At 41.2% G+C, this 23,179-nt stretch carries 20 protein-coding genes; all 20 read left to right on the forward strand.

Annotated elements, in window-relative coordinates; genetic code table 11:
- The first annotated feature begins 9 nt into the window (after positions 1–9).
- The 20 genes from JSQ81_RS19190 (at position 10) to JSQ81_RS19285 (ending at position 23,162) form a co-directional block, all read left to right on the forward strand.
- Positions 10–1,158 carry a 1-deoxy-D-xylulose-5-phosphate reductoisomerase gene (locus JSQ81_RS19190; protein ID WP_212605575.1) on the forward strand — a complete coding sequence of 383 codons (1,149 nt, stop codon included), beginning with the start codon at positions 10–12 and terminating at the stop codon, positions 1,156–1,158.
- A gap of 41 nt (positions 1,159–1,199) precedes the next feature.
- Entirely contained in the window at positions 1,200–2,459 is a 1,260-nt protein-coding gene (gene rseP, locus JSQ81_RS19195; RefSeq protein ID WP_212605576.1) for an RIP metalloprotease RseP, read from the forward strand.
- A 44-nt stretch (positions 2,460–2,503) separates the two neighbouring features.
- Complete coding sequence (locus tag JSQ81_RS19200) at positions 2,504–4,210, forward strand: proline--tRNA ligase (RefSeq protein WP_212605577.1); 1,707 nt, start codon at positions 2,504–2,506, stop codon at positions 4,208–4,210.
- A 68-nt stretch (positions 4,211–4,278) separates the two neighbouring features.
- Positions 4,279–8,607, forward strand: a complete 4,329-nt coding sequence (locus tag JSQ81_RS19205) for a PolC-type DNA polymerase III (RefSeq protein ID WP_212605578.1) — start codon at positions 4,279–4,281, stop codon at positions 8,605–8,607.
- A gap of 244 nt (positions 8,608–8,851) precedes the next feature.
- Positions 8,852–9,328 (forward strand): ribosome maturation factor RimP, encoded by a 477-nt coding sequence (rimP, locus tag JSQ81_RS19210; RefSeq protein ID WP_212605579.1) that lies wholly within the window; start codon positions 8,852–8,854, stop codon positions 9,326–9,328.
- Positions 9,329–9,350: 22 nt separating this feature from the next.
- The gene (gene nusA, locus JSQ81_RS19215; protein WP_212605580.1) at positions 9,351–10,499 is read left to right on the forward strand and encodes a transcription termination factor NusA; all 1,149 of its coding nucleotides are present in this window, start codon (positions 9,351–9,353) and stop codon (positions 10,497–10,499) included.
- A 19-nt stretch (positions 10,500–10,518) separates the two neighbouring features.
- Positions 10,519–10,797, forward strand: a complete 279-nt coding sequence (gene rnpM / locus JSQ81_RS19220; RefSeq protein WP_212605581.1) for an RNase P modulator RnpM — start codon at positions 10,519–10,521, stop codon at positions 10,795–10,797.
- Entirely contained in the window at positions 10,794–11,114 is a 321-nt protein-coding gene (locus JSQ81_RS19225) for a YlxQ family RNA-binding protein (protein WP_212605582.1), read from the forward strand. The genes rnpM and JSQ81_RS19225 overlap by 4 nt, the downstream gene beginning before the upstream one ends.
- A gap of 4 nt (positions 11,115–11,118) precedes the next feature.
- Positions 11,119–13,626, forward strand: coding sequence for a translation initiation factor IF-2 (gene infB, locus JSQ81_RS19230; RefSeq protein ID WP_212605583.1), 2,508 nt, complete (start codon positions 11,119–11,121; stop codon positions 13,624–13,626).
- A complete protein-coding gene (locus tag JSQ81_RS19235; protein WP_212605584.1) occupies positions 13,623–13,901 on the forward strand; it encodes a DUF503 domain-containing protein in 279 nt (92 codons plus the stop codon). Before infB ends, JSQ81_RS19235 begins: the two co-directional genes overlap by 4 nt.
- Before the next feature lie 22 nt (positions 13,902–13,923).
- On the forward strand, positions 13,924–14,274 hold the full coding sequence (rbfA, locus tag JSQ81_RS19240) for a 30S ribosome-binding factor RbfA (protein ID WP_212605585.1): 351 nt from the start codon (positions 13,924–13,926) through the stop codon (positions 14,272–14,274).
- A gap of 73 nt (positions 14,275–14,347) precedes the next feature.
- Positions 14,348–15,259, forward strand: a complete 912-nt coding sequence (gene truB, locus JSQ81_RS19245) for a tRNA pseudouridine(55) synthase TruB (RefSeq protein ID WP_212605586.1) — start codon at positions 14,348–14,350, stop codon at positions 15,257–15,259.
- A gap of 16 nt (positions 15,260–15,275) precedes the next feature.
- Positions 15,276–16,220, forward strand: a complete 945-nt coding sequence (locus JSQ81_RS19250; RefSeq protein WP_249336583.1) for a bifunctional riboflavin kinase/FAD synthetase — start codon at positions 15,276–15,278, stop codon at positions 16,218–16,220.
- A 134-nt stretch (positions 16,221–16,354) separates the two neighbouring features.
- Complete coding sequence (rpsO, locus tag JSQ81_RS19255; protein WP_172369679.1) at positions 16,355–16,624, forward strand: 30S ribosomal protein S15; 270 nt, start codon at positions 16,355–16,357, stop codon at positions 16,622–16,624.
- Positions 16,625–16,768: 144 nt separating this feature from the next.
- Complete coding sequence (pnp, locus tag JSQ81_RS19260) at positions 16,769–18,889, forward strand: polyribonucleotide nucleotidyltransferase (RefSeq protein WP_212605587.1); 2,121 nt, start codon at positions 16,769–16,771, stop codon at positions 18,887–18,889.
- Positions 18,890–19,094: 205 nt separating this feature from the next.
- Positions 19,095–20,345, forward strand: coding sequence for a M16 family metallopeptidase (locus tag JSQ81_RS19265; RefSeq protein ID WP_212605588.1), 1,251 nt, complete (start codon positions 19,095–19,097; stop codon positions 20,343–20,345).
- A 57-nt stretch (positions 20,346–20,402) separates the two neighbouring features.
- Entirely contained in the window at positions 20,403–20,675 is a 273-nt protein-coding gene (locus tag JSQ81_RS19270) for a YlmC/YmxH family sporulation protein (RefSeq protein WP_212605589.1), read from the forward strand.
- A complete protein-coding gene (locus tag JSQ81_RS19275) occupies positions 20,668–21,441 on the forward strand; it encodes an NAD-binding protein (protein ID WP_212605590.1) in 774 nt (257 codons plus the stop codon). Before JSQ81_RS19270 ends, JSQ81_RS19275 begins: the two co-directional genes overlap by 8 nt.
- A 12-nt stretch (positions 21,442–21,453) precedes the next feature.
- Positions 21,454–22,044: a dipicolinate synthase subunit B gene (locus tag JSQ81_RS19280; RefSeq protein WP_212605591.1), complete on the forward strand. Its 591-nt coding sequence runs from the start codon at positions 21,454–21,456 to the stop codon at positions 22,042–22,044.
- Positions 22,045–22,124: 80 nt separating this feature from the next.
- On the forward strand, positions 22,125–23,162 hold the full coding sequence (locus tag JSQ81_RS19285) for an aspartate-semialdehyde dehydrogenase (protein WP_212605592.1): 1,038 nt from the start codon (positions 22,125–22,127) through the stop codon (positions 23,160–23,162).
- The last annotated feature ends 17 nt before the right edge of the window (positions 23,163–23,179 follow it).

A 23,179-nucleotide genomic window follows, 5' to 3' on the forward strand; every position in this document is an offset into this window, starting at 1 on the left:
GGTGACATTATGAGGAAAAAAATTAGTTTGTTAGGGGCGACAGGTTCCATTGGCGTCCAAACAATTGATATAATTAAATCGAATCCCGAGAAATTTGAACTTGTATCATTTTCAGCGGGCATGAATATCGACAAGGTTAGAGAGTACGCTACTTTATTTCAACCACAAACAATATCAGTCATTCAACGTGAGGATGCAGAACGCCTCAAAACCGAATTCCCATCGATTGAATTTGTGCATGGGAAAGAAGGACTTACTGAAGTTGCAGCCCATACAGGTGCCGATATTTTAGTTAACGCTGTTATTGGCAGTGTCGGACTTAAACCGACAATCGAGGCAATTCGTTCGAAGATTAATATCGCAATTGCAAATAAAGAGACGCTTGTAGCTGCGGGTGAACTGGTGTTAGAAGAAGCACGGAAAAAAGAAGTGGCACTTCTACCGGTTGATAGCGAACACTCAGCACTCTTTCAAGCGTTAAACGGTGAAAACCTTAAAACTGTCTCCAGACTCATTTTAACGGCATCTGGAGGAAGTTTTAGGGATTTGTCGCGCGATGAATTAACGAATGTCACCGTTGAACAGGCTCTTGCACATCCGAATTGGTCTATGGGCAATAAACTTACGATTGATTCGGCAACCATGATGAATAAAGGACTTGAAGTGATTGAAGCTCATCATTTATTTGGAGTTCCTTATGAACAAATCGATGTTCTTCTCCATCGTGAGAGTATTATTCATTCGTTAGTTGAATTTGAAGATACGAGTGTCATGGCTCAACTAGGTTCAACCGATATGAGAGTCCCCATTCAATATGCATTGACTTTTCCAAATCGTATCCCGATGCAAAATGCAAAACCGCTGCGTCTCGAGGAAATTGGCAAGCTTCACTTTGAGAAGCTTGACCATACTCGCTATAAGGCGCTTGCGCTTGCTTATGCGGCGGGCAAGGAAGGCGGCACAATGCCGGCAGCGATGAATGCTGCAAATGAAGTTGCTGTGAGTTTGTTCATGCAAGGTAAAATAGGGTTTCTTGAAATCGACAATATCGTCGAACGTGTAATGGAAGCTCATAAAACAATTTCAAAGCCAAATCTTGAAATGATATCTGAAATTGATTCGCACACACGAAAAATAGTGTATGCTATGTTAGATTAATAATTTATTTCCGGCCAAGGGGCCAGTGAAGGTGGTTTTGTATGGAGACCGTAATTGCTTTTGTAATTGTATTTGGATCTCTCGTTTTTTTCCATGAGTTAGGGCATTTTCTGTTCGCGAAAAAGGCCGGGATAATGGTTCGTGAGTTTGCAATAGGATTTGGACCGAAAATTATCGGTATTACCAAAGGGGAAACATTATACACAATCCGTTTACTACCGTTTGGCGGATATGTTCGCATGGCCGGAGAAGATTTCGATACAGTTGAACTTCAGCCGGGGTACCGAGTAGGAGTTTATATCGGCGATTCGGGCGAAGTCGAAAAAATATATTTAAATCAAAATGTAGCAAATCCAAATGTTCAATTCTTAGAAACAGAGTCATCTGATTTTGATAAAGAACTTTTCATTGAAGGGTACGATGAGGACGGCGAACTTGTTCGATACAACATATCCAGAACAGCAGTCATAATTGAAAAGGGTCAAAAAACGCTTATCGCGCCTTACGACAGACAATTTGAATCCAAATCTGTCGGAAGTCGTACGATGACAATATTTGCAGGACCGCTTTTCAACTTTATTCTTGCTTTTTTCATCTTCGTTGCTATCGGGCTCCTACAAGGCGTTCCTACAATGGAACCGATAATTACGGAAGTTCAAACGACAGGTTCGGCTTATGATGCTGGAATGCAGAATGGCGACTTGATAAAAAAGGTTAATGATAAAGATATTGCTACTTGGACTGAATTCGCTGAAATTATTCAGGAAAATCCGGGGAAACAGTTGTCGTTTACCGTAGAACGTAACAATTCTCTAGTAGAGTTACAAGTGGTTCCAGATACATTAGAAGAAGCCGGCCGCGAATTTGGTCAAATCGGAGTCCTATACTCAAGCCCTATTGAAAAAAATGCATTGAAGTCAGTGGCTTTCGGGGCTGAACAGACTTGGTCTTGGTTTACGAAAATTCTTGAATTACTTGGAATGCTCGTAACAGGGAAATTTACGATTGATGCACTATCAGGTCCGGTCGGCATATATAAAGCGACTGAGGAAGTTGCAAAATACGGAGTATTTAACTTAATGAACTGGGCTGCGATTTTAAGCATAAACCTTGGAATCATGAATTTGCTTCCACTGCCAGCACTTGATGGCGGGCGATTGCTATTCTTTTTATTCGAAGCAGTCCGTGGAAAACCAGTCGACAAACAAAAAGAAGGAATGGTCCATTTTGTCGGGATTATTCTATTAATGCTCCTAATGCTTGTCGTTACCTGGAATGACATTCAACGCTTTTTCTTTTAATTAAATATAGAAACTATCGAAAAACTTACTATGGGGTGAAATAATTGAAACAGTCTTTAACGTTTATTCCTACAATGCGCGAAACGCCATCGGATGCAGAAATTAGATCTCACCAACTACTATTGCGTGCAGGTTTCATTCGTCAAACGACGAGTGGCATCTATTCCTATTTACCTTTAGGTAAAAAAGTTTTATCGAAAATCGAGAAGATTGTTCGTGAAGAAATGGAAGCAATTGATGCGGTAGAGGTTCTAATGCCAGCAATGCAACATGCTGAACTTTGGCAGGAGTCCGACAGATGGTACAATTACGGTCCTGAATTATTTCGTTTAAAAGACCGTCATAATAGAGAGTTTGCACTCGGGGCGACTCATGAAGAAGTTATCACAGCACTGGTACGCGATGAATTGAAATCATATAAGCAACTGCCTTTAACAATGTACCAAATTCAGACGAAATTCAGAGATGAGCAACGTCCTCGTTTTGGACTACTTCGCGGACGGGAATTCATCATGAAAGACGCTTATTCTTTCCATGCATCTGAAGAAAGTCTTGATGAGAAATATCAAGATATGAAGCAAGCATATACAAATATATTTACCAGACTCGGCCTTAATTTCCGTTCTGTAATTGCAGATGCGGGGGCTATTGGCGGAACAGGTACTCACGAATTTATGGCGCTTTCCGAGATTGGTGAAGATACGATTGCGTATAGCGATTCTTCTCAATATGCGGCAAACGTTGAAATGGCGGAAGTATTAAATGACTATGCCAAATCTGATGAACCGCTAAAAGAGGTTGAGAAAATTTCAACACCGGATATGCGTACTATTGATGACGTTGCTGCGTTTTTAGATGTCGAAGCAAGCAAAGTTATTAAAACGCTCGTGTTTAACATAGACGGTGATCTAGTCGTTGTTCTTGGACGCGGCGATCATGAAATTAACGATATTAAATTGAAAAATGCGCTTGATGCTACTTCAGTTGAATTCGCTTATGAAGGCGATATTTACGAGTTGCTCTCATGTGAAGTCGGTTCGATTGGTCCAGTTAAACTACCAGTTGGCGTTAAAGTAATTGCGGATAATGCGGTTGCTTCGATTGTTAACGGTGTAACGGGTGCAAACGAAGATGGTTATCATTTAATAAATGTGAATCCTGAACGTGATTTTGCAGTCGATAAATATCTAGATTTGCGTTTTATCGAAGAAGGAGATCCATCGCCTGATGGTGAGGGAACAGTTAAATTTGCTAAAGGCATTGAAGTCGGGCATATATTCAAACTAGGAACAACATATAGCGAGCCGATGAGCGGAACTTACCTTGATGAAAATGGTAGAGCGAAACCGTATATTATGGGTTGCTATGGAATTGGCGTTTCCCGAATTATGGCGGCAGTTGCAGAGCAATTCAATGACGAAAACGGTTTGAAGTGGCCGAAAAACCTCGCGCCATTTGACATCCATCTCGTTCCGATCAATTTGAATAATGAAGATCAAAATGAAGTTGCAAAAAACTTATACAAGCTACTTAAGTCATATAAATTCGACGTATTGTTTGACGATCGCTCTGTTCGCGCAGGCGTGAAATTTACTGATTCAGACCTTATCGGTTTACCATTACGCATTACAATCGGCAAGAAAGCAGCTGAAGGTATTGTCGAAGTGAAATTCCGCGAATCCGGTGAATCGACAGAATGGCATGTTGAAGAGATTACTGAAAAACTTCAAGAGTTTTTCGGAGCCGAATAAAACAGTAGAGGGAAGACCGTTGTCGGTACTTCCTTCTTTTTTACTGATTAGCAAGGGGGAAGACATTTATGGGCGAATTACTTGACCAAAAAATGAAGTTACAACTTTTATTAAAACAAATTGATATGACTGATGATGAATATACACGACATTTTGACAATGCTTTATTGCAACGCGTAAGCATTCACCGTAAATCAAAAGTCTGGCAATTTAATCTCCAATTAGATAATCCACTACCCGTTGATGTGTATACAGTTTTTTCCCAACGAATCAATCAAGCGTTTTCTGCAATAGCAAAAATCAGACTCCAAATTATGAGTCAAAACACGATTTCCGATGAACAATTAATCGCAAGCTATTGGCCATTCGTTATTGAAGAGCTACAAGATATGTCGCCGCCAATACGTGAAAGATTAACGAGTCAGAAACCAGCCGTAATGGGCGGGAAAATGACGCTTATATGCGTCAATGACATGGAGCTTCAAACGATGAAAGGAAAGTATGCGTCTCTAATTTCTGACGCCTATACAAAGTTTGGATTCTCCCAACCAATAATTGATTTTCAATTAACCGAAAATACGAACGAGGCGGAAGAAGCGCACCTTGCATTCCTCAGACAACGCCAACTTGAAGAAGAGGAAATGGGAAGACAAGCACTTGCCGACATGCAAAAACGCGAACAAAATCGTAAAGAAAACGGCGATGCACCGCCGTCAGGTCCTTTCCAATTAGGTACGCCGATTAAAAATAATGAGCCGATCATGGAAATCCGTAATATTCAAGACGAGGAACGCAGCGTGATTATTGAAGGTTACGTATTCGATACCGAGGTTCGAGAACTTCGAAGCGGAAGGTCGCTCCTGACGATTAAAATTACCGATTATACAGACTCGATCATTGTTAAAATGTTTTCGCGAAATGAAGAAGACGGCCTGCTTATGTCCAATTTAAAGAAAGGCTCATGGGTTCGTGCACGCGGCGGGATCCAAAACGATACATTTGTTAGAGATTTAATCATGATGGCACAGTCGATAATGGAAGTTTCACCGATTATCCGACATGACAAAGCGCCTGAAGACCGAAAGCGAATCGAACTGCACGCCCATACGACGATGAGTCAAATGGATGCGGTTGTTACGCCGTCCGCACTAGTTGAACAAGCGGCAAAATGGGGACATCCTGCTATAGCCATTACGGATCACGCAAACGTCCAGTCTTATCCGGATGCATACTCAGCCGGGAAAAAACACGGCATAAAAGTTTTATTCGGAATGGAAATCAATCTAGTAAACGACGGGGTTCCCATCGCTTACGGAGAAGCACACCGGAAACTCGAAGATGATACATACGTCGTTTTCGACGTGGAAACGACAGGTCTATCGGCAGTCTACAATACAATCATTGAGCTTGCTGGCGTGAAGATTAAGAACGGTGAAGTGATTGACACGTTCGAACGGTTTGCCAATCCGCATCAACCAATATCTGCTTTAATCACAAACCTCACGGGCATCACGGATGATATGGTGAAGGATGCGCCTGATGTTTCGGAAGTAGTCACCGATTTCACAGAATGGATCGGCGATTCAATCCTCGTTGCGCATAATGCATCGTTTGATATGGGGTTCTTGTATGAAGCATCTAAAAACGCTGATCTACCTTCTGTTACGTATCCAGTAATCGACACGCTCGAACTTGCTCGTCTTCTCCATCCGGAAATGGGAAATCATCGACTGAATACGCTTGCGAAAAAATATAATATCGAATTAACTCAGCATCACCGTGCAATTTACGATGCTGAAGCTACAGGACACCTTTTCCTGAGACTTCTTGCAGATGCAGAAGAAAAAGGAATTGCTTATTTAGATGATTTCAATAAGCATATCGGCGGTGGAGATACGTACAAACGTGCACGCCCATCGCATTGTACGCTTCTTGCAACGGATGATGAAGGTTTAAAGAACTTATTCAAGCTTGTTTCTCATTCGCATATGGATTACTTTTTCCGTGTTCCACGAATTCCAAGATCTTTGCTTGTTAAACACCGAAAAGGTCTCTTAGTCGGTTCAGGTTGTTCGAATGGGGAAGTATTTGAAGGGCTTATGCAAAAATCTCCGGATGAAGTTGAAGAAATCGCAAAGTTTTACGATTACCTTGAAATACATCCGAAAGCCGTTTATTCACACCTGATCGATATGGAATTAATACGTGATGAATGGAATATGGAAGACATCATGCGCAAACTTTTAAAACTTGGGAAAGCAGTTAATATTCCTGTTGTCGCGACAGGAAATGTCCATTATTTAGATGAGAATGACGCGATGTTCCGCAAAGTTCTCGTTCGTTCACAAGGCGGGGCAAACCCGTTGAACCGTCATTCATTACCTGCCGTGCATTTTAGAACGACAGATGAGATGTTAGAGGAGTTTGCTTTTCTCGGCGAACATATTGCGGAAGAAATCGTAATTGACAATCCGCGTAAGATAATGGAAAGAATCGGTGATGTCAAACCGATTAAAGATGATTTATATACACCTGAAATTGAAGGTGCAGAAGATGAAGTTAAGGATTTAAGTTATTCAATGGCTCACGAACTTTACGGGGAAGATTTACCGGAAATTGTCGTAGAGCGATTGGAAAAAGAACTTACATCCATTATTGGAAACGGTTTTTCCGTTGTCTACTTAATCTCCCATAAGTTGGTTAAGCGCTCTCTAGATGACGGTTATCTAGTAGGTTCCCGTGGATCAGTAGGTTCGTCATTCGTAGCAACGATGATGGAAATCACGGAAGTGAATCCACTGCCGCCTCATTATGTTTGTCCCGCTTGTAAAAAAGCGGAATGGTTTGCAGATGGATCTGTCAGTTCTGGATATGATCTTCCTGACAAAACTTGTGCTGATTGCGATGTGCCGCTTAGAAAAGATGGACAAGACATCCCATTTGAAACATTCTTAGGATTTGAAGGGGATAAAGTTCCGGATATTGATCTAAACTTCAGTGGCGATTATCAAGCGAACGCTCATAACTATACGAAGGAACTCTTTGGAGAAGATTACGTATACCGAGCAGGGACGATTGGAACGGTCGCTGAACGTACGGCTTATGGCTATGTACGAGGTTATATGAATGACAATGGGCTTCATTTACGCGGCGCTGAAATTGACCGTCTCGTTATCGGATGTTCGGGTGTAAAACGAAATACCGGCCAGCATCCAGGTGGAATCATAGTTGTTCCGGATACTATGGATATACACGATTTTACACCGATTCAATTTCCAGCGAATGACTTGAATTCCGTCTGGAAAACAACGCACTTTGACTTTCATTCTATAGAAAACAACCTGTTAAAATTAGATATTCTAGGTCATGATGATCCGACGATGATAAAAATGCTTGAAGATTTATCGGGTATAGATCCTCTGACAATTCCGCCTGATGATGAAGGCGTCATGAAATTATTTAGCGGAACCGAATCGCTTGGCGTTACACCTGAGCAAATCGGTTGTAAAACAGGTACGCTCGGTGTTCCTGAATTCGGAACGCGTTTTGTACGGCAAATGCTGGAGGAAACGAAGCCGTCGACATTTTCAGAACTCATACAGATTTCGGGATTATCGCATGGTACGGATGTTTGGCTCGGAAATGCACAGGAATTAATAAAAAATAAAACGTGCGAGTTATCGGATGTAATTGGTTGTCGTGATGATATTATGGTTTATTTAATGCATCAAGGACTAAAGCCATCCATGGCATTTAGTATCATGGAATCCGTTCGTCGAGGACGCGGACTTACACCGGAGTTCGAAGAGGAGATGCGCGCACAAGGCGTGCCGGCATGGTATATTGACTCCTGTAAAAAGATTAAATATATGTTCCCGAAGGCGCATGCCGCTGCCTATGTATTAATGGCACTTCGAATTGCATATTTTAAAGTGCACCATCCAATCTTTTATTATTCGGCATACTTTTCTGTTAGAGCCGCTGATTTTGATTTGTTAACAATGACAAAAGGATCAGCATCTATCCGAGCACAAGTACAAGAAATAAATGCGAAAGGGTTAGAGGCATCGCCTAAAGAGAGAAATTTATTGACGGTGCTTGAAATTACGCTTGAAATGTATGAACGCGGTTATTCAATTGCTAAACCTGATTTATATAAATCGGATGCATCAACATTTATCATTGACGGAGATTCTCTCATTCCGCCGTTCAATTCAATTCCATCACTTGGTACGAACGTTGCGAATACGATTGTTGAAGCTAGAAAAGATGGCGAGTTTTTGTCAAAAGAGGATCTTCAACAACGAGGACGTGTTTCCAAAACAGTTATTGAGTATATGGATTCACTCGGATGTCTTGAAGGTTTACCTGAAGCTAACCAACTATCGTTGTTCTGACCGCATTGTTTGCAACACAGAATTGCCTATGTTATAGTTAATACAACTTTTGTAATAGTCTTGCGCAGAGAGTGGGATTTCCCGCTCTTTTCTGTTGTTCAGTAGTTTTTTAACTTCATTTAGCAGTTGTGAAATGGGGTTAAAGCATTGGAAGAATGCCAAAGATATTGAATAAAGAATGTTAATTTGAAATCCAGACGCAAACATTTCAAGGCTGATTAAATGTGATTATGGGAGGGATAAAATGAGTAAAATTACGGAAATAGTCGAAGAGCTCGTTCATCCAATTGTAGCTGATTTGGGACTGGAGCTTGTCGATGTAGAATTTGTGAAGGAAGGTCAAGATTGGTTCCTACGCGTTTATGTTGACACACCAGAAGGGGACATCGACATTGATCAATGCGCACTCGTCAGTGAACAATTAAGCGAGGAGCTTGACCGTACCGACCCGATTACACAAAACTATTTTCTGGAAGTTTCATCACCAGGAGCTGAACGACCATTAAATAAAGATGAAGATTTCGAAAATGCAATTGGACAATACGTATACATTAAAACATATGCGCCAGTTGATGGCATGAAAGAATTTGAAGGTTATTTGTTGGCATATGGTCCAGACGGAGCAGAGGTTGAAATACGTATTAAAACTAGAAAAGTGACTGTTTTAATTGATAAAACGAAAATTGCAGTTGCACGTTTGGCAATTGACTTTTCCGCATAATTGATAATAGGAGTGATGAAAAATGAGTAGTGATCTACTCGATGCATTAACAGCTCTTGAACAACAAAAAGGGATTTCAAGAGAAGTATTGCTGGAAGCGATTGAAGCGGCACTTGTAACTGCATATAAAAGAAACTTTAATCAAGCTCAAAATGTTCGGGTTGACTTGAATTCTGATATCGGTTCAATGAAAGTATATGCACGTAAAGATGTTGTAGAAGAAGCTGAAGATGAACGTCTTCAAATTTCGATAGCGGATGCACATCTTATCAATCCTGCTTATGAAGTCGGGGATGTTTATGAAGAAGAAGTTACGCCAAAAGATTTTGGGCGAATTGCAGCTCAAACAGCAAAACAAGTTGTGACGCAACGTGTTCGTGAGGCAGAGCGCGGCATGATATATGATGAATATGTAGATCGTGAAGATGATATCGTAAATGGTATTGTAGAGCGACTCGATGCGCGTAATATCTATGTCGGTCTAGGAAAAGTTGAAGCGGTTTTGCCGTCTGGCGAACAAATCCAAGCTGAATCCTATAAACCGCATGACCGCATTAAAGTATATATTACAAAAGTTGAAAAAACGTCACGGGGACCGCAAGTGTTTGTCTCCAGAACGCATCCAGGTCTACTTCGCAGATTGTTTGAACTTGAAGTGCCAGAAATCTATGAAGGCATCGTTGAAATTAAAACAATTGCTCGTGAAGCGGGCGACCGTTCAAAAATTTCTGTCTTTACAAACCAGGCTGAAGTAGATCCGATTGGTTCATGTGTCGGTTCTAGGGGTGCTCGTGTACAATCAATTTCTACTGAATTAAATGGCGAGAAAATTGATATAGTAGAATGGTCTGAGGACCCAGTCGTATTTGTCGCGAATGCATTAAATCCGTCTAAAGTTCTTGATGTGCAAGTGAATGAAGAAGAGCGGTCAACTACAGTGATTGTACCTGACTATCAATTATCGCTTGCTATCGGAAAACGCGGGCAAAATGCAAGACTCGCTGCTAAATTGACGGGTTGGAAAATCGATATTAAGAGTGAAGAAAGCGCGCGCGAACTTGGAATTTATCCGCCAAGTGATAAAGTGGGCGAAGTTGACGCATACTTTGAAGAAGAAGATTATGATAATAATGATGAACCAATTGATTTATATAAAGAAGACGAAGACTGAGAAGAAAGGGTGATCACACATGACGAACATGAAAAAAGTACCTTTGCGTAAATGCGCGGCGACAGGCGAGATGTTTCCTAAAAAGGAGATGATTCGCATCGTTCGCCCGAAAGAAGGGGAAGTTTCAGTCGATCTAACAGGCAAGAAATCAGGTCGAGGGACTTATGTGTCAAAATCCGAAGAAGCGGTCGAGACTGCACGTCGTAATCGTTCTATCGAAAGCCAACTGAAGACGGCTGTTCCAGAAAATGTGTATGAAGATCTTCTTCATGCCATCCGTCGGGAGTCTTTGAAATGAAAGACAAACAGAAAATCTTCCAGTTGCTCGGTTTAGCAACGCGGGCGAGAATGATAGTAACCGGTGAAGACCTCGCAATTCGCGAGGTTCAAAACGGAAAAGCGCACCTCGTCATCGTTTCGAGTGATGCATCTGCAAATACAGTGAAAAAAATTACGGATAAATGTACCTTTTTTAACGTTGAGAAGCATGTTTTTGGTAGTCGAGAAGATCTGGGACACGCAATTGGTAAAGAGTCGCGGGTCATACTTGCAATAACGGATGCTGGATTTGCTAAAAAGCTTTCCGAGCTTCTTAACGAATACAACCGGGGGTGAGCGCATGACAAAAGTACGTGTACATGAATACGCGAAACTAGTGAAAAAAACGAGTAAAGAAGTAATTGAAGAACTCGGTAAATTAAATGTAAATGTAACGAATCATATGTCTACAATAGATAAAGATGTAGTAACAAAACTTGACAAGTCATTTGGCGGAAATAAAGAAAGCAAAGAAACAACAAAAGCGCCAACTTCAAGCAAACAAAGTGGACAAAATCGTCCAGCATCAAGCGGGCAAAATCGTCCAGCATCAAGCGGGCAGAATCGTCCAGCATCAGGCGGACAGAATCGTCCAGCATCAAGCGGACAGAATCGTCCAGCATCAAGCGGGCAGAATCGTCCAGCATCAGGCGGACAGAATCGTCCAGCATCAAGCGGACAGAATCGTCCAGCATCAGGCGGACAGAATCGTCCAGCATCAAGCGGACAGAATCGTCCAGCATCAAGCGGGCAGAGTCGTCCGGCATCAGGTGGACAAAATCGTCCAGCATCGGGCGGACAGAATCGTCCAGCATCAAGCGGGCAGAGTCGTCCGGCATCAGGTGGACAAAATCGTCCAGCATCGGGCGGACAGAATCGTCCGGCTACAACATCGGGCGGGTCATCAAGTCCGAATTCACGTCCAGCAGGAAGAGCGCCAGGCCGTCGCGGTGGACGTCCACCAGCACGTGGTATAAACCAAGGAAGAAGAAGGTACCGTCCAGCACCAGCTGCGAAAGTTCAACTGCCTCTTCCAGACAAAATCACGTTTTATGAATCTGTTTCAGTAGGTGAACTTGCGCAGAAATTAGGTCGCGAACCTTCCGAGATTCTTAAAAAGTTATTAATGCTTGGCGTTATGGCAACAATTAATGAAGAACTAGATAAAGATGCGATTGAGTTAATTTGTTCAGACTACGGTGTCGAAGTTGAAGAAGAAATTCGTATTGATGTTACTGACCTTGATATTTATTTCGAAGAAACTGAAGGCTTTGAAGAAGAAGTGTCATTGCCGGAAAATATTATTGAACGCGCACCGGTTGTAACGATTATGGGTCACGTTGACCACGGTAAAACAACGTTACTTGACTCAATTCGAAATACGAAAGTAACACAAGGCGAAGCGGGCGGGATTACTCAACATATCGGTGCTTATCAAATCGAAAATGACGGTAAAAAAGTAACGTTTTTAGATACTCCTGGTCACGCAGCATTTACGACGATGCGTGCACGAGGCGCGTCAATTACGGATATTACTATTCTTGTTGTTGCAGCTGATGACGGTGTAATGCCTCAAACGGTTGAAGCGATTAATCATGCGCAAGCGGCAGATGTTCCGATTATCGTAGCTGTGAATAAAATCGATAAACCAGCAGCAAATCCTGAACGTGTTATGCAAGAACTTACTGAACACGGTCTTGTTTCAGAAGACTGGGGCGGCGATACAATATTCGTTCCAATCTCTGCACTAACAGGCGAAGGAATCGATACATTACTTGAAATGGTTCTGCTTGTTGCTGAAATTGCAGAACTTAAAGCGGATCCAACAATTCGTGCACGTGGATCAGTTATTGAAGCTGAGTTAGATCGCGGACGCGGCTCTGTTGCAACGCTGCTTGTTCAAGATGGAACGCTTAAAGTTGGGGATCCAATTGTAGTAGGAAACACATTTGGTCGTGTACGTGCAATGATTAGCGATACAGGCCGTCGTGTTCAATCTGCTTTACCATCTACACCGGTTGAAATTACTGGACTTAGCGATGTGCCACAAGCTGGTGACCGTTTTGTTGTCTTTGAAGATGAGAAAACTGCACGCCAAATTGGTGAAGCAAGAGCTGGTGAAGCGATTTTAGAACAACGTGATGTGAAAACAAGGGTTACATTAGATAACTTGTTTGATCAAATGAAACAAGGCGAAATGAAAGAGTTAAAACTAATTGTTAAAGCCGACGTACAAGGAACGGTTGAAGCAATGGCGGCATCTCTCATGAAAATTGAAGTAGAAGGCGTCAACGTGAAAATCATCCATACAGGTGCGGGAGCAATTAATGAATCCGATATTTCACTTGCAGCAGCATCAAACGCAATCGTTATCGGATTTAACGTTCGACCAGATGTGAATGCAAGACGTGCGGCAGATGCTGAAGGCGTCGATATTAGACAGCACCGCGTCATTTACCAAGTCATCGAAGAAATTGAATCAGCGATGAAAGGAATGCTAGATCCGGAATTCGAAGAAAAAGTCGTTGGTCAAGCAGAAGTGCGCGAAACATTCGTCGTGTCTAAAATCGGAACAATTGCGGGAAGCTATGTCACTGAAGGTAAAATAGTACGTGACGCTGGAGTACGCGTTATACGCGACAGTATCGTTATCTTTGAAGGTGAGCTTGACGCTTTGAAACGTTTCAAGGACGACGTTAGAGAAGTTGCAAGAGGGTACGAGTGCGGAATTACAGTGAAGAACTTTAACGACATTAAAGAAGGCGACATTATCGAAGCCTTCGTGATGGAAGAAATTAAACGGGTATGATCGTCTACGCTGAATGTACGTTTTTCATCCCCATGGCTGCTTCATTAAAAGAGAAGCGTTCTGTTTTGAAAAGCATGACGGATAGGACAAAAAACTCCTATAACGTATCGATTGCAGAAATAGATCATCAAAATCTTTGGCAGCGAACGACATTAGCGCTTGTAGCAACGGCATCATCGAAGGATGCTGCGGAACGAGAAGTAAGAAGGGCAATCCGATTATTGGAATCAAATCCAGAATGGGAAATGACCCAGATGACAGTAGACTTTTACTGATTACGAATCGGGGTGACTATCCATGTCAAAACGTGTAAATCGTGTTGCGGAACAGATGAAAAAAGAACTTGGCGAAATTATTTTACAAAAAGTAAAAGACCCAAGAATCGGTTTTGTCACCGTGACGGATGTAGAGGTAACGGGTGATTTGCAAAATGCAACAATCTTTATTTCCGTTCTTGGAAATGAATCAGAGAAAGAAGCGACTTTAAAAGGCTTAGATAAAGCAAAAGGTTTTATACGCACTGAAATCGGTAAGCGAATCAGACTTCGTGTAACGCCGGAGATTGAATTTACATTCGATGAATCCATCGCTTATGGAAATAGAATCGAAACGCTACTTACTCAAGTAAATAACGAATCAAAAGAATAACAAAATGGAGGAAGTCGGTGTCCAAATGGACTTTCCGACTTCCTTTAATTTACATAGAAAATGGGGTTTTGACATGAACGGGATTCTCCCACTATGGAAAGAAAAAGGAATGACGTCACATGATTGCGTATATAAATTGCGTAAAATATTGGGGACGAAAAAGGTCGGTCATACCGGCACATTGGATCCAAACGTGGAAGGCGTCCTGCCTATATGTATTGGCCAAGCAACGAAAGTGGCAGAATATATAACCGATTCGGGTAAGGAATACGTTGCAGTAATTTCGATTGGCAAGGCAACTGAAACCGAGGATGCGGATGGTGCAATAGTTACAGATAATAATGAGTTTAAACGTTTTTCACGAGTGGAAATTGAAAGCACACTGACAAAACTTACTGGCGAAATTGAACAAACGCCGCCAATGTATTCGGCAGTTAAAGTAAACGGTCATAAGTTATACGAGTATGCACGAAAAGGTATTGAAGTCGAAAGACCAAAGCGAATTGTTAAAATCCATGAGTTGGAGTTGCTTGACGATGCGAATGAGTTTGAAGGAACAGAAGTGAATTTTGAAATTCGTATTAGTTGCGGAAAGGGAACTTACATCCGAACGCTTGCTGTTCAAATCGGCGAGTTATTAGGCTATCCCGCACATATGGCGTCACTCGTTCGAACAGCATCTGGCACTTATCGAAAAGCTGATTGTCACACGCTAAAAGAACTCGAAGTACTCAAAGATGCCGATCAACTAGCTACAAGCATACATCCATTGGAGGACGCATTAGCCGAATTTCCATTTGTTGAAATAGACGACAAAGATTATGATAAAATAATACATGGACAAGTATTGCCTAAAGATCCACTGCTTGATGAAGGATATCCGATTGTCTTCACGAAAAACAATAAAGCATTGGCTGTCTATAAAATTCATCCGACTAAGCCAGAATTAATGAAGCCAGAAAAAATGTTTCCAGTAAATCATTGAGAAGGAGGGAACGAATTTGAAAGTTTTTGAACTAAGTTATCCGGACAATATGACGATTGACAATGATGAAGAATATTCTTTAGCAATCGGCTTTTTTGATGGTCTACATAAAGGACACCAAACTGTTATTACTAAAGCCATCGAAAAAGCGAAAGAATTATCAATCCGCTCAGCTGTGATGACATTTAATCCGCATCCATCTCATGTATTAGGTGGAGGCAAAAATAAGATTGGCTACATTACTCCATTTGAAGAAAAGAAAAGACTTTTGGAGAATATGGGCGTAGATGCGGTATTCGTTGTGAAGTTTGACATGCAACTGGCTTCCCTTAAGCCGAATGAATTTGTCGACTTATTTATTAAATCTCTCGGCGTTAAGCATGTGACAGCTGGATTTGATTATTCATTTGGATCAAAAGGTGCCGGTAAGATGGAGGATATGAAAAAACTTTCAGACGGCGTATATGAAACGACAATCGTTGGAAAAGTAACGGACAATGCTGACAAAATTTCATCAACGCGTATTCGAAAACTTCTATCAGAAGGAAATGTTGAGGATGCTTCATTACTTTTAGGTAGAAATTTCAGATTGATCGGAACGGTCGTTGGTGGCGAAAAGAAAGGCCGTCAATTAGGATTTCCAACTGCGAATGTCTTACCTTCAGAAGGTTCTATTCTTCCTGAGAATGGAGTCTATGCTGTCCGCTTTATAGTTGACGGAACGTCGATGAATGGTGTCTGCAATGTCGGGGTGAAACCAACCTTTAACAATCCTGAGGTCAAAAGTCCAATGGTTGAAGTCCATATACTCGATTATGATGGGGATTTGTACGGGAAAGAAGTTGCAGTTGAATGGGTGAAACATATTCGACAAGAGAAGAAGTTTGAATCGATTGATTCCCTGATATCTCAGATTGAAAAAGATAAAGAGATGGCGATTGAAATCCTTGCTGTGAGCTAAACATTCTTTACATTGATAAATTTACATGTTATTATGAAGTAGTACATTTAAATGTGTACTAACCATTTCTTGGCATAACGAGTCACCAACGTTTGCGAGGTAATTGGGGATATTTTGAATAGGAGGTGAAAAGGATGGCTATTACACAAGAGCGTAAAAACGAATTAATTTCTGAATTTAAAACTCATGAGAACGATACTGGTTCTGCAGATATTCAGATCGCTATCCTTACTGAAGAGATTAATAACCTGAACAAACATTTATCTACTCATAAGAAAGACCACCACTCACGTCGTGGACTTATGAAAATGATTGGTCGTCGTCGTAAACTGCTTAAGTATATGCGCGACAACGAAGTTCAGCGTTACCGTGATCTTATCACTAAACTCGGTCTACGCCGATAATAAGATGACTACATGAAAGCGGGCCTTGCCCGCTTTTTCTTTTTGTTATGAAAATTTCGCATCAAGACGCCTAATTTGGTACACTATAAATATACATACAACGTATGCAATTCTGACTGTTGCTACATGGAGAGGGGTTCAATAATGACAGAACAAAAGAAAGTATTTTCGCTTGAATGGGCAGGAAGACAATTAGTTGTTGAAACTGGCCAATATGCAAAACAAGCAAACGGCGCAGTACTCGTTCGTTACGGGGATTCAACAATCCTATCAACTGCAACAGCTTCAAAAGAGTCAAGAGGTCTAGATTTTTTCCCATTAACAGTGAATTATGAAGAACGTTTATACGCTGCAGGTAAAATTCCTGGAGGTTTTATTAAACGTGAAGGTCGTCCTTCTGAAAAGGCAGTATTAACAAGCCGTCTAATCGACCGCCCGATTCGTCCATTATTCGCGGATGGTTTCCGTAATGATGTACAAGTTATTTCATTAGTTTTGTCAGTCGACAATGACAGTTCGCCTGAAATGGCTGCAATGCTAGGTTCTTCCTTAGCGCTATCCGTATCGGACATTCCATTCGAGGGACCGATTGCCGGAGTTCAAATTGGCCGTATTGACGGAGAGTTCATCGTGAATCCGACATTGGACCAATTAGAAAAGAGCGATTTGGATCTGATTGTTGCAGGAACGAAAGATGCGATTAACATGGTTGAAGCAGGTGCATCTGAGGTAGAGGAAGACATTATTCTAGAAGCAATAATGTTCGGCCATAACGAAATCATTAAGCTTGTTGAATTTCAAGAGAAAATAATTGCAGAAGTCGGGAAAGAAAAAATGGAAATTCCATTATTCCAATTAGACGAAGCATTAAAATCTGAAATTCGATCGAAGTATGAAGCGCAGCTTACTGATGCAATTCAAACAAAAGAGAAACATGAACGAGAAGATGCAATCAATGCTGTGAAAAACGAAGTGATTGAGTCTTACACTGAAAATGAAGCAGATGAAGCTACTTTAAAACAAGTTAAGGGTATTTTAGGAAATATGGTAAAAGAGGAAGTACGCAGACTCATTTCTGATGAAAAAGTACGTCCAGACGGCCGTGCTCCAGATGAAATCCGCCCGCTTGAATCCCATGTCGGCATCTTGCCAAGAGCGCATGGTTCAGGTTTGTTTACACGCGGTCAGACACAGACACTAAGTATTTGTACTTTAGGCGCGCTTGGCGAAGTACAAATTATCGATGGTCTAGGTCTTGAAGAGTCTAAACGTTTTATGCACCATTATAACTTCCCGAATTTCAGTGTGGGTGAAACTGGCCCAATCCGCGGACCAGGTCGTCGTGAAATCGGACACGGTGCTTTAGGAGAACGTGCACTTGAGGCAGTTCTTCCGGATGAGTCTGATTTCCCTTACACAATGCGCCTAGTCGCTGAAGTACTTGAATCTAATGGTTCGTCTTCACAAGCATCTATATGCTCGTCTACGATGGCTATGATGGATGCTGGTGTACCATTGAAAGCACCAGTAGCTGGAATAGCGATGGGACTTGTTAAGAGAGATGAAAATTATTCAATTCTTTCTGATATTCAAGGCATGGAAGATGCACTTGGAGATATGGACTTTAAAGTGGCAGGAACTGAAAAAGGAATCACTGCACTTCAAATGGACATTAAAATTGAAGGGTTATCACGTCAAATCCTTGAAGAATCACTAACGCAAGCGAAAATTGGTCGTTTGCATATCCTTGAACATATGAATTCAGTAATTTCAGGACCTCGTGAAGAATTGTCCGAGTATGCGCCTAAAATTATTAAAGTTCAAATCAATCCAGATAAAATCCGCGATGTCATTGGACCTGGCGGCAAGGTTATCAATAAAATCATTGAAGAGACTGAAGTTAAAATCGATACGGAACAAGACGGTACGATTTATATCTCTTCTCCAAATAGCGAAATGAATGCTAAAGCCAAAGCGATGATTGAAAATATTGTTCGTGAAGCTAAAGTTGGCGAATATTACATGGCGAAAGTTAAACGTATTGAAAAATTCGGTGCTTTCCTTGAATTATTCCCAGGAAAAGATGGTCTTCTTCATATTTCCCAAATTGCCGAAGAACGTACTCGCGCGGTTGAAGACGTATTAAAATTAGGTGATGAGTTATTTGTTAAAGTCATCGAAATTGATAACCAAGGTCGCGTAAACTTATCAAGAAAAGAAGTTATTCTTGAAGAGAAAAAGGCTGCGGAAAAAGAGAATAACTAAGCAGGTTTTATCGTACAATTAAGGGCCTCTCATCGAGGTCTTTTTTTGTCTTTTATTGTAAGTCGTTTGGATGGGCGATTGGTCGTTTCTGAAGGCGGTTTAGTCGTTTGGAGTGGGTTAATAGTCGCTTCTGGGTGCGGTATAGTCGTTTGGAGATGATTATTGGTCGTTTCGCTAAATTGACTGTGAGAAGGGGGAATTGTTTATGATTTCTAAACATATATGTACGAACGGGGTCCGAATTATTCATGAGAAAATGCCATATGTTCGCTCTGTAGCGCTAGGTGTTTGTATAGAAGCCGGGTCTCAAGATGAGTTGAAGGGTGAAGAAGGCGTTGCTCATTTTATTGAGCATATGCTTTTTAAAGGGACCCCCACACGATCAGCGCGTACTATCGCGGAACAATTTGATCGTATGGGGGGAGATGTGAATGCATTTACTTCTAAAGATATGACTTGTTTTTATGCAACTGTCCTAGGTGATCATGCGGAAACGGCGATTTCCATATTAGAGGATATGATATTTCATTCGATTTTTGATGAGACTGAAATGGAGAAAGAAAAGTCGGTTGTCCTCGAAGAAATTGCGACTGTTGAGGATACACCAGACGACGATGTGCACGAGCAACTTTGGAATGCGATGTATCCCGCGCATCCGATTGGAAGACCGATACTTGGAAGTAAAGACACGATTGAGACGTTTAACAAAGAAATGGTTAGAAACTTTATGAATCGAGTTTATAAACCCGAGCGAATCGTTATTTCAGTCGCGGGAAATTTTGATGATCGTTTAATCAACACGATTGAAGAGCTTTTTGGTTCATTCGAATCGATTAGTGAAAAGCAATTAGTTTCTTGTGCTGAAACACCAGTGTTTAATCCAGGGATAACGGTAAAAGAGAAAGATGTAGAACAATCTCATCTTTGTATTGGGTTCCCAGCGTTAGCTTTAAAAGATGAACGTATGTATGACTTGGTTATTTTAGACAGTATTATTGGATCCGCTATGTCATCTCGACTCTTTCAAGAAGTGCGCGAAGAACGCGGTCTTGCTTATTCGGTGTATTCATATTACACATCTTATGAAGATGGGGGTTCATTCATTATTTATGGTGGAACTTCACCAGAAAAGACGAATGAACTGTACGAAACAATTGATGAGATTATAAAATTGGTCTTGACTGAGGGTGTAACTGAAAAGGAAATCGAACAGGCGAAAGAGCATGTAATTGGCAGTTTTTTATTAAGTTTGGAAAGTACAGAGTCGCGCATGTCCCGGAATGGAAGAAATGAAATTGTTTTTGGGCGGCATCGAAGCATTGACGATGTCGTTTCAGAAATCGAATCAGTCGACAAAGAAAATATTCTACAGGTAGCAAAAGAGATTTTGGGAGAAAAACGTGCCATTTCTATCATCGCTCCGAAAGAAACAATTGAAGGTATTACATTCATTTAACAATCTTTCCAATTCTCGTTCATATACTGAATGGAGATAATAGAAAGGGGAATGAATATGCTGCTTTCGGAACTAGCTCAAAAAGAGTTGATTCAAGTGGATGAAGGAATACGTTACGGTTTATTGGCTGATACAGATCTTATTTTTAATGGGAAAACTGGCGATATTATCGGACTTGAAGTGAAGAAGAAATTCGGTCGATTTTCATTTAAAAGCCGCCCTGAAGAAGCGGATGAATTTATTCCGTGGTCGGAAATTGTCTTAATCGGGGAACACCGTATCCTTTTCAGGAAAACAGGTCCAATTGATGAGGCTTATTTGAATGAGTAAAGAAAAATGGTTATTTATCGGCACCGATAAACGGCTATCGGTATGTTGTAAGTTGATGGAGAAAAAAGGATATGTTTCCCTCTCAATTCCTACAAATACCTATACAGATGAACTTGAATCGCTGCTCACTGAATTTCAACCAAATCATATTGTTTTCCCTATATTAGAAATGGGAGGTTCAATCCCGCTTCAGCTACTAGGAGAAGGGACAAAGTTATATACAGGTGTTGTTTCGGAAGAATGGAAAAAGCGTTACAAGGAGGCTCATTATTCGATAGACTCTTATCTTCAAGATGAGATTTTCATATGGGAAAATGCACGAATCACAGCAGAAGCTTTCATTAGTGTATTTTATAATGAAATTGGCCAGACGATAGATAGGAAACAGTTCTATGTCGCGGGTTATGGACGAGTCGGTAAAATGGTAGCGGACTCGCTCAAATCACTTGGTGCTCACGTAACAGTGATTGCCCGGTCAGATGCACAATTGGGCGAGGCGAAAATGCGGGGTTATAATGCTGAACAATTTTCAAATCAGCTAAATATGAGTGAAGCCTATCTCGTTAATACAATTCCGGCCCAATGGTTTACGAAGCAATTTGAAGTTCCGAATTTCATCTTCGATCTTGCGTCAGCGCCCGGTTGCCTAAGGGAACCATCGACGATTGAATACTATAGATTACTCCCTGGTTTGCCTGGGAAGTATTTTCCTGTCGATGCGGCAATTTCATTAAGTGGCGCACTCGAGAGGATCCACCGAAGATGAAAGGGGAAGTAAATGTTACAAGGAAAGCGTATAGGTCTTGGGATAACGGCTTCACATTGTACGTATGAAGAAATTATTCCGGTTATTGACTCGCTGATTGATGCTGGTGCTACAGTTATTCCTGTTATTACACATTCAGTTCTCACTGCCGCGACGAGATTCGGCACAGGAGAAGAGTGGATTGCCCGGATTGAAAAGGCGACAGGGGAAAAAGTAATTTCAACAATTGTAGGCGCCGAGCCATTTGGACCATCAACACCTGTTGATTGCATGATTATTGCACCGATGACAGGCAATTCGATAAGTCGATTTGCTAATGCTTCAACTGACTCGCCAGTACTGATGGGCGCTAAAGCAACTTTACGTAACGGCAGCCCAGTTCTTTTAGGTATTTCAACGAATGATGCTTTAGGATTAAATGGTGTCAACATTATGAAACTCCTCAATATGAAAAATGTATTTTTCATCCCGTTTGGACAGGACGATCCGATTAACAAACCAAACTCCTTAATCTCCGACTTTTCTTTAATGGTTCCAGCAGCTGCAGCAGCGCTTAATAATGAACAAATCCAACCATTATTAATAATTCATGAACAAAAGTGAAGGTTCCGACACAATAAACCGAATCTTATGCTATAATCTTTCCATTACAACTGCTTTGATGCTGAAAGGGAGATTTGATTATGAGTACAATTAATGTTGCAATCGTCGGTGCTACGGGTGCCGTTGGAACCAAGATTTTAGAAAAGCTACTAGAACGTAATTTTCCTTCAAGTTCAATTAAACTACTAGCTTCAAAAAGGTCGGCTGGAAATGTAATTGAAGTAGACGGTAAACAATTTACTGTTGAAGAAACAGTTCCGGAATCTTTTGAAGATGTTGATATTGCATTCTTTAGCGCGGGCGGCGCTATTTCAAAAATGTTTGCTGAAGAAGCGGTAAAACGGGGCGCGGTCGTCATTGATAATACAAGTGCATATCGAATGACAGAATCGATTCCGCTAGTCGTGCCAGAAGTGAATGCTAGTACGTTGCATGAGCATAGTGGCATCATCGCTAATCCGAACTGTTCTACAATCCAGATGGTGACAGCCCTTGAACCAATACGTGAAAAATTCGGATTGGGCCGTATTATCGTTTCAACTTACCAAGCAGTTTCTGGTGCTGGAGCGGAAGCGATTGACGAGTTGGAAACCCAAAGCAAGCAGTTTGCAAAACGACAAGAAATCGATGCGAAACTTCTGCCGACTGGTGCGGGAGAAAAGTTTTATCCGATTTCATTTAATGCGATTCCTCAAATCGATGCCTTTGATTCTTCAGGCTATACGCTTGAGGAACTTAAGATGATTAATGAAACAAAAAAAATCTTTAATATGAATGATTTACATGTATCAGCGACATGTGTACGAATCCCGGTTGTATCAGGCCATTCCGAATCAATTTATTTTGAAGTTGATAAGACAGGTGTTTCTGTTGATGATATTCGTTCCGCACTAGCCAATGCACCTGGAATTGTAGTTCAAGATGATGCAAAAACGCAAAACTATCCAATGCCTTTATTTTCAGAAGGCAAGGACGATGTTTTCGTTGGGCGTCTACGGAAAGACCCGGATCATCCAGCAGGATTTCATATGTGGGTTGTGACGGATAATCTTATTAAAGGCGCTGCATTGAATTCAGTGCAAATTGCAGAAACTCTCTTGGCAACCGTGAAGAAATGACTACAATGAAAGAGGGA

Origin of the sequence: Sporosarcina sp. Marseille-Q4063 (assembly GCF_018309085.1) — a bacterium.
GTDB lineage: Bacteria > Bacillota > Bacilli > Bacillales_A > Planococcaceae > Sporosarcina.

Bases quoted from the DNA above. Each gene is read 5' to 3' on its own strand.
- JSQ81_RS19190 (WP_212605575.1), top strand. From the start codon at position 10: ATGAGGAAAAAAATTAGTTTGTTAGGGGCGACAGGTTCCATTGGCGTC.
- rseP (WP_212605576.1), top strand. From the start codon at position 1,200: ATGGAGACCGTAATTGCTTTTGTAATTGTATTTGGATCTCTCGTTTTT.
- JSQ81_RS19205 (WP_212605578.1), top strand. From the start codon at position 4,279: ATGGGCGAATTACTTGACCAAAAAATGAAGTTACAACTTTTATTAAAA.
- rimP (WP_212605579.1), top strand. From the start codon at position 8,852: ATGAGTAAAATTACGGAAATAGTCGAAGAGCTCGTTCATCCAATTGTA.
- nusA (WP_212605580.1), top strand. From the start codon at position 9,351: ATGAGTAGTGATCTACTCGATGCATTAACAGCTCTTGAACAACAAAAA.
- rnpM (WP_212605581.1), top strand. From the start codon at position 10,519: ATGACGAACATGAAAAAAGTACCTTTGCGTAAATGCGCGGCGACAGGC.
- JSQ81_RS19225 (WP_212605582.1), top strand. From the start codon at position 10,794: ATGAAAGACAAACAGAAAATCTTCCAGTTGCTCGGTTTAGCAACGCGG.
- infB (WP_212605583.1), top strand. From the start codon at position 11,119: ATGACAAAAGTACGTGTACATGAATACGCGAAACTAGTGAAAAAAACG.
- JSQ81_RS19235 (WP_212605584.1), top strand. From the start codon at position 13,623: ATGATCGTCTACGCTGAATGTACGTTTTTCATCCCCATGGCTGCTTCA.
- rbfA (WP_212605585.1), top strand. From the start codon at position 13,924: ATGTCAAAACGTGTAAATCGTGTTGCGGAACAGATGAAAAAAGAACTT.
- truB (WP_212605586.1), top strand. From the start codon at position 14,348: ATGAACGGGATTCTCCCACTATGGAAAGAAAAAGGAATGACGTCACAT.
- rpsO (WP_172369679.1), top strand. From the start codon at position 16,355: ATGGCTATTACACAAGAGCGTAAAAACGAATTAATTTCTGAATTTAAA.
- pnp (WP_212605587.1), top strand. From the start codon at position 16,769: ATGACAGAACAAAAGAAAGTATTTTCGCTTGAATGGGCAGGAAGACAA.
- JSQ81_RS19265 (WP_212605588.1), top strand. From the start codon at position 19,095: ATGATTTCTAAACATATATGTACGAACGGGGTCCGAATTATTCATGAG.
- JSQ81_RS19270 (WP_212605589.1), top strand. From the start codon at position 20,403: ATGCTGCTTTCGGAACTAGCTCAAAAAGAGTTGATTCAAGTGGATGAA.
- JSQ81_RS19275 (WP_212605590.1), top strand. From the start codon at position 20,668: ATGAGTAAAGAAAAATGGTTATTTATCGGCACCGATAAACGGCTATCG.
- JSQ81_RS19280 (WP_212605591.1), top strand. From the start codon at position 21,454: ATGTTACAAGGAAAGCGTATAGGTCTTGGGATAACGGCTTCACATTGT.
- JSQ81_RS19285 (WP_212605592.1), top strand. From the start codon at position 22,125: ATGAGTACAATTAATGTTGCAATCGTCGGTGCTACGGGTGCCGTTGGA.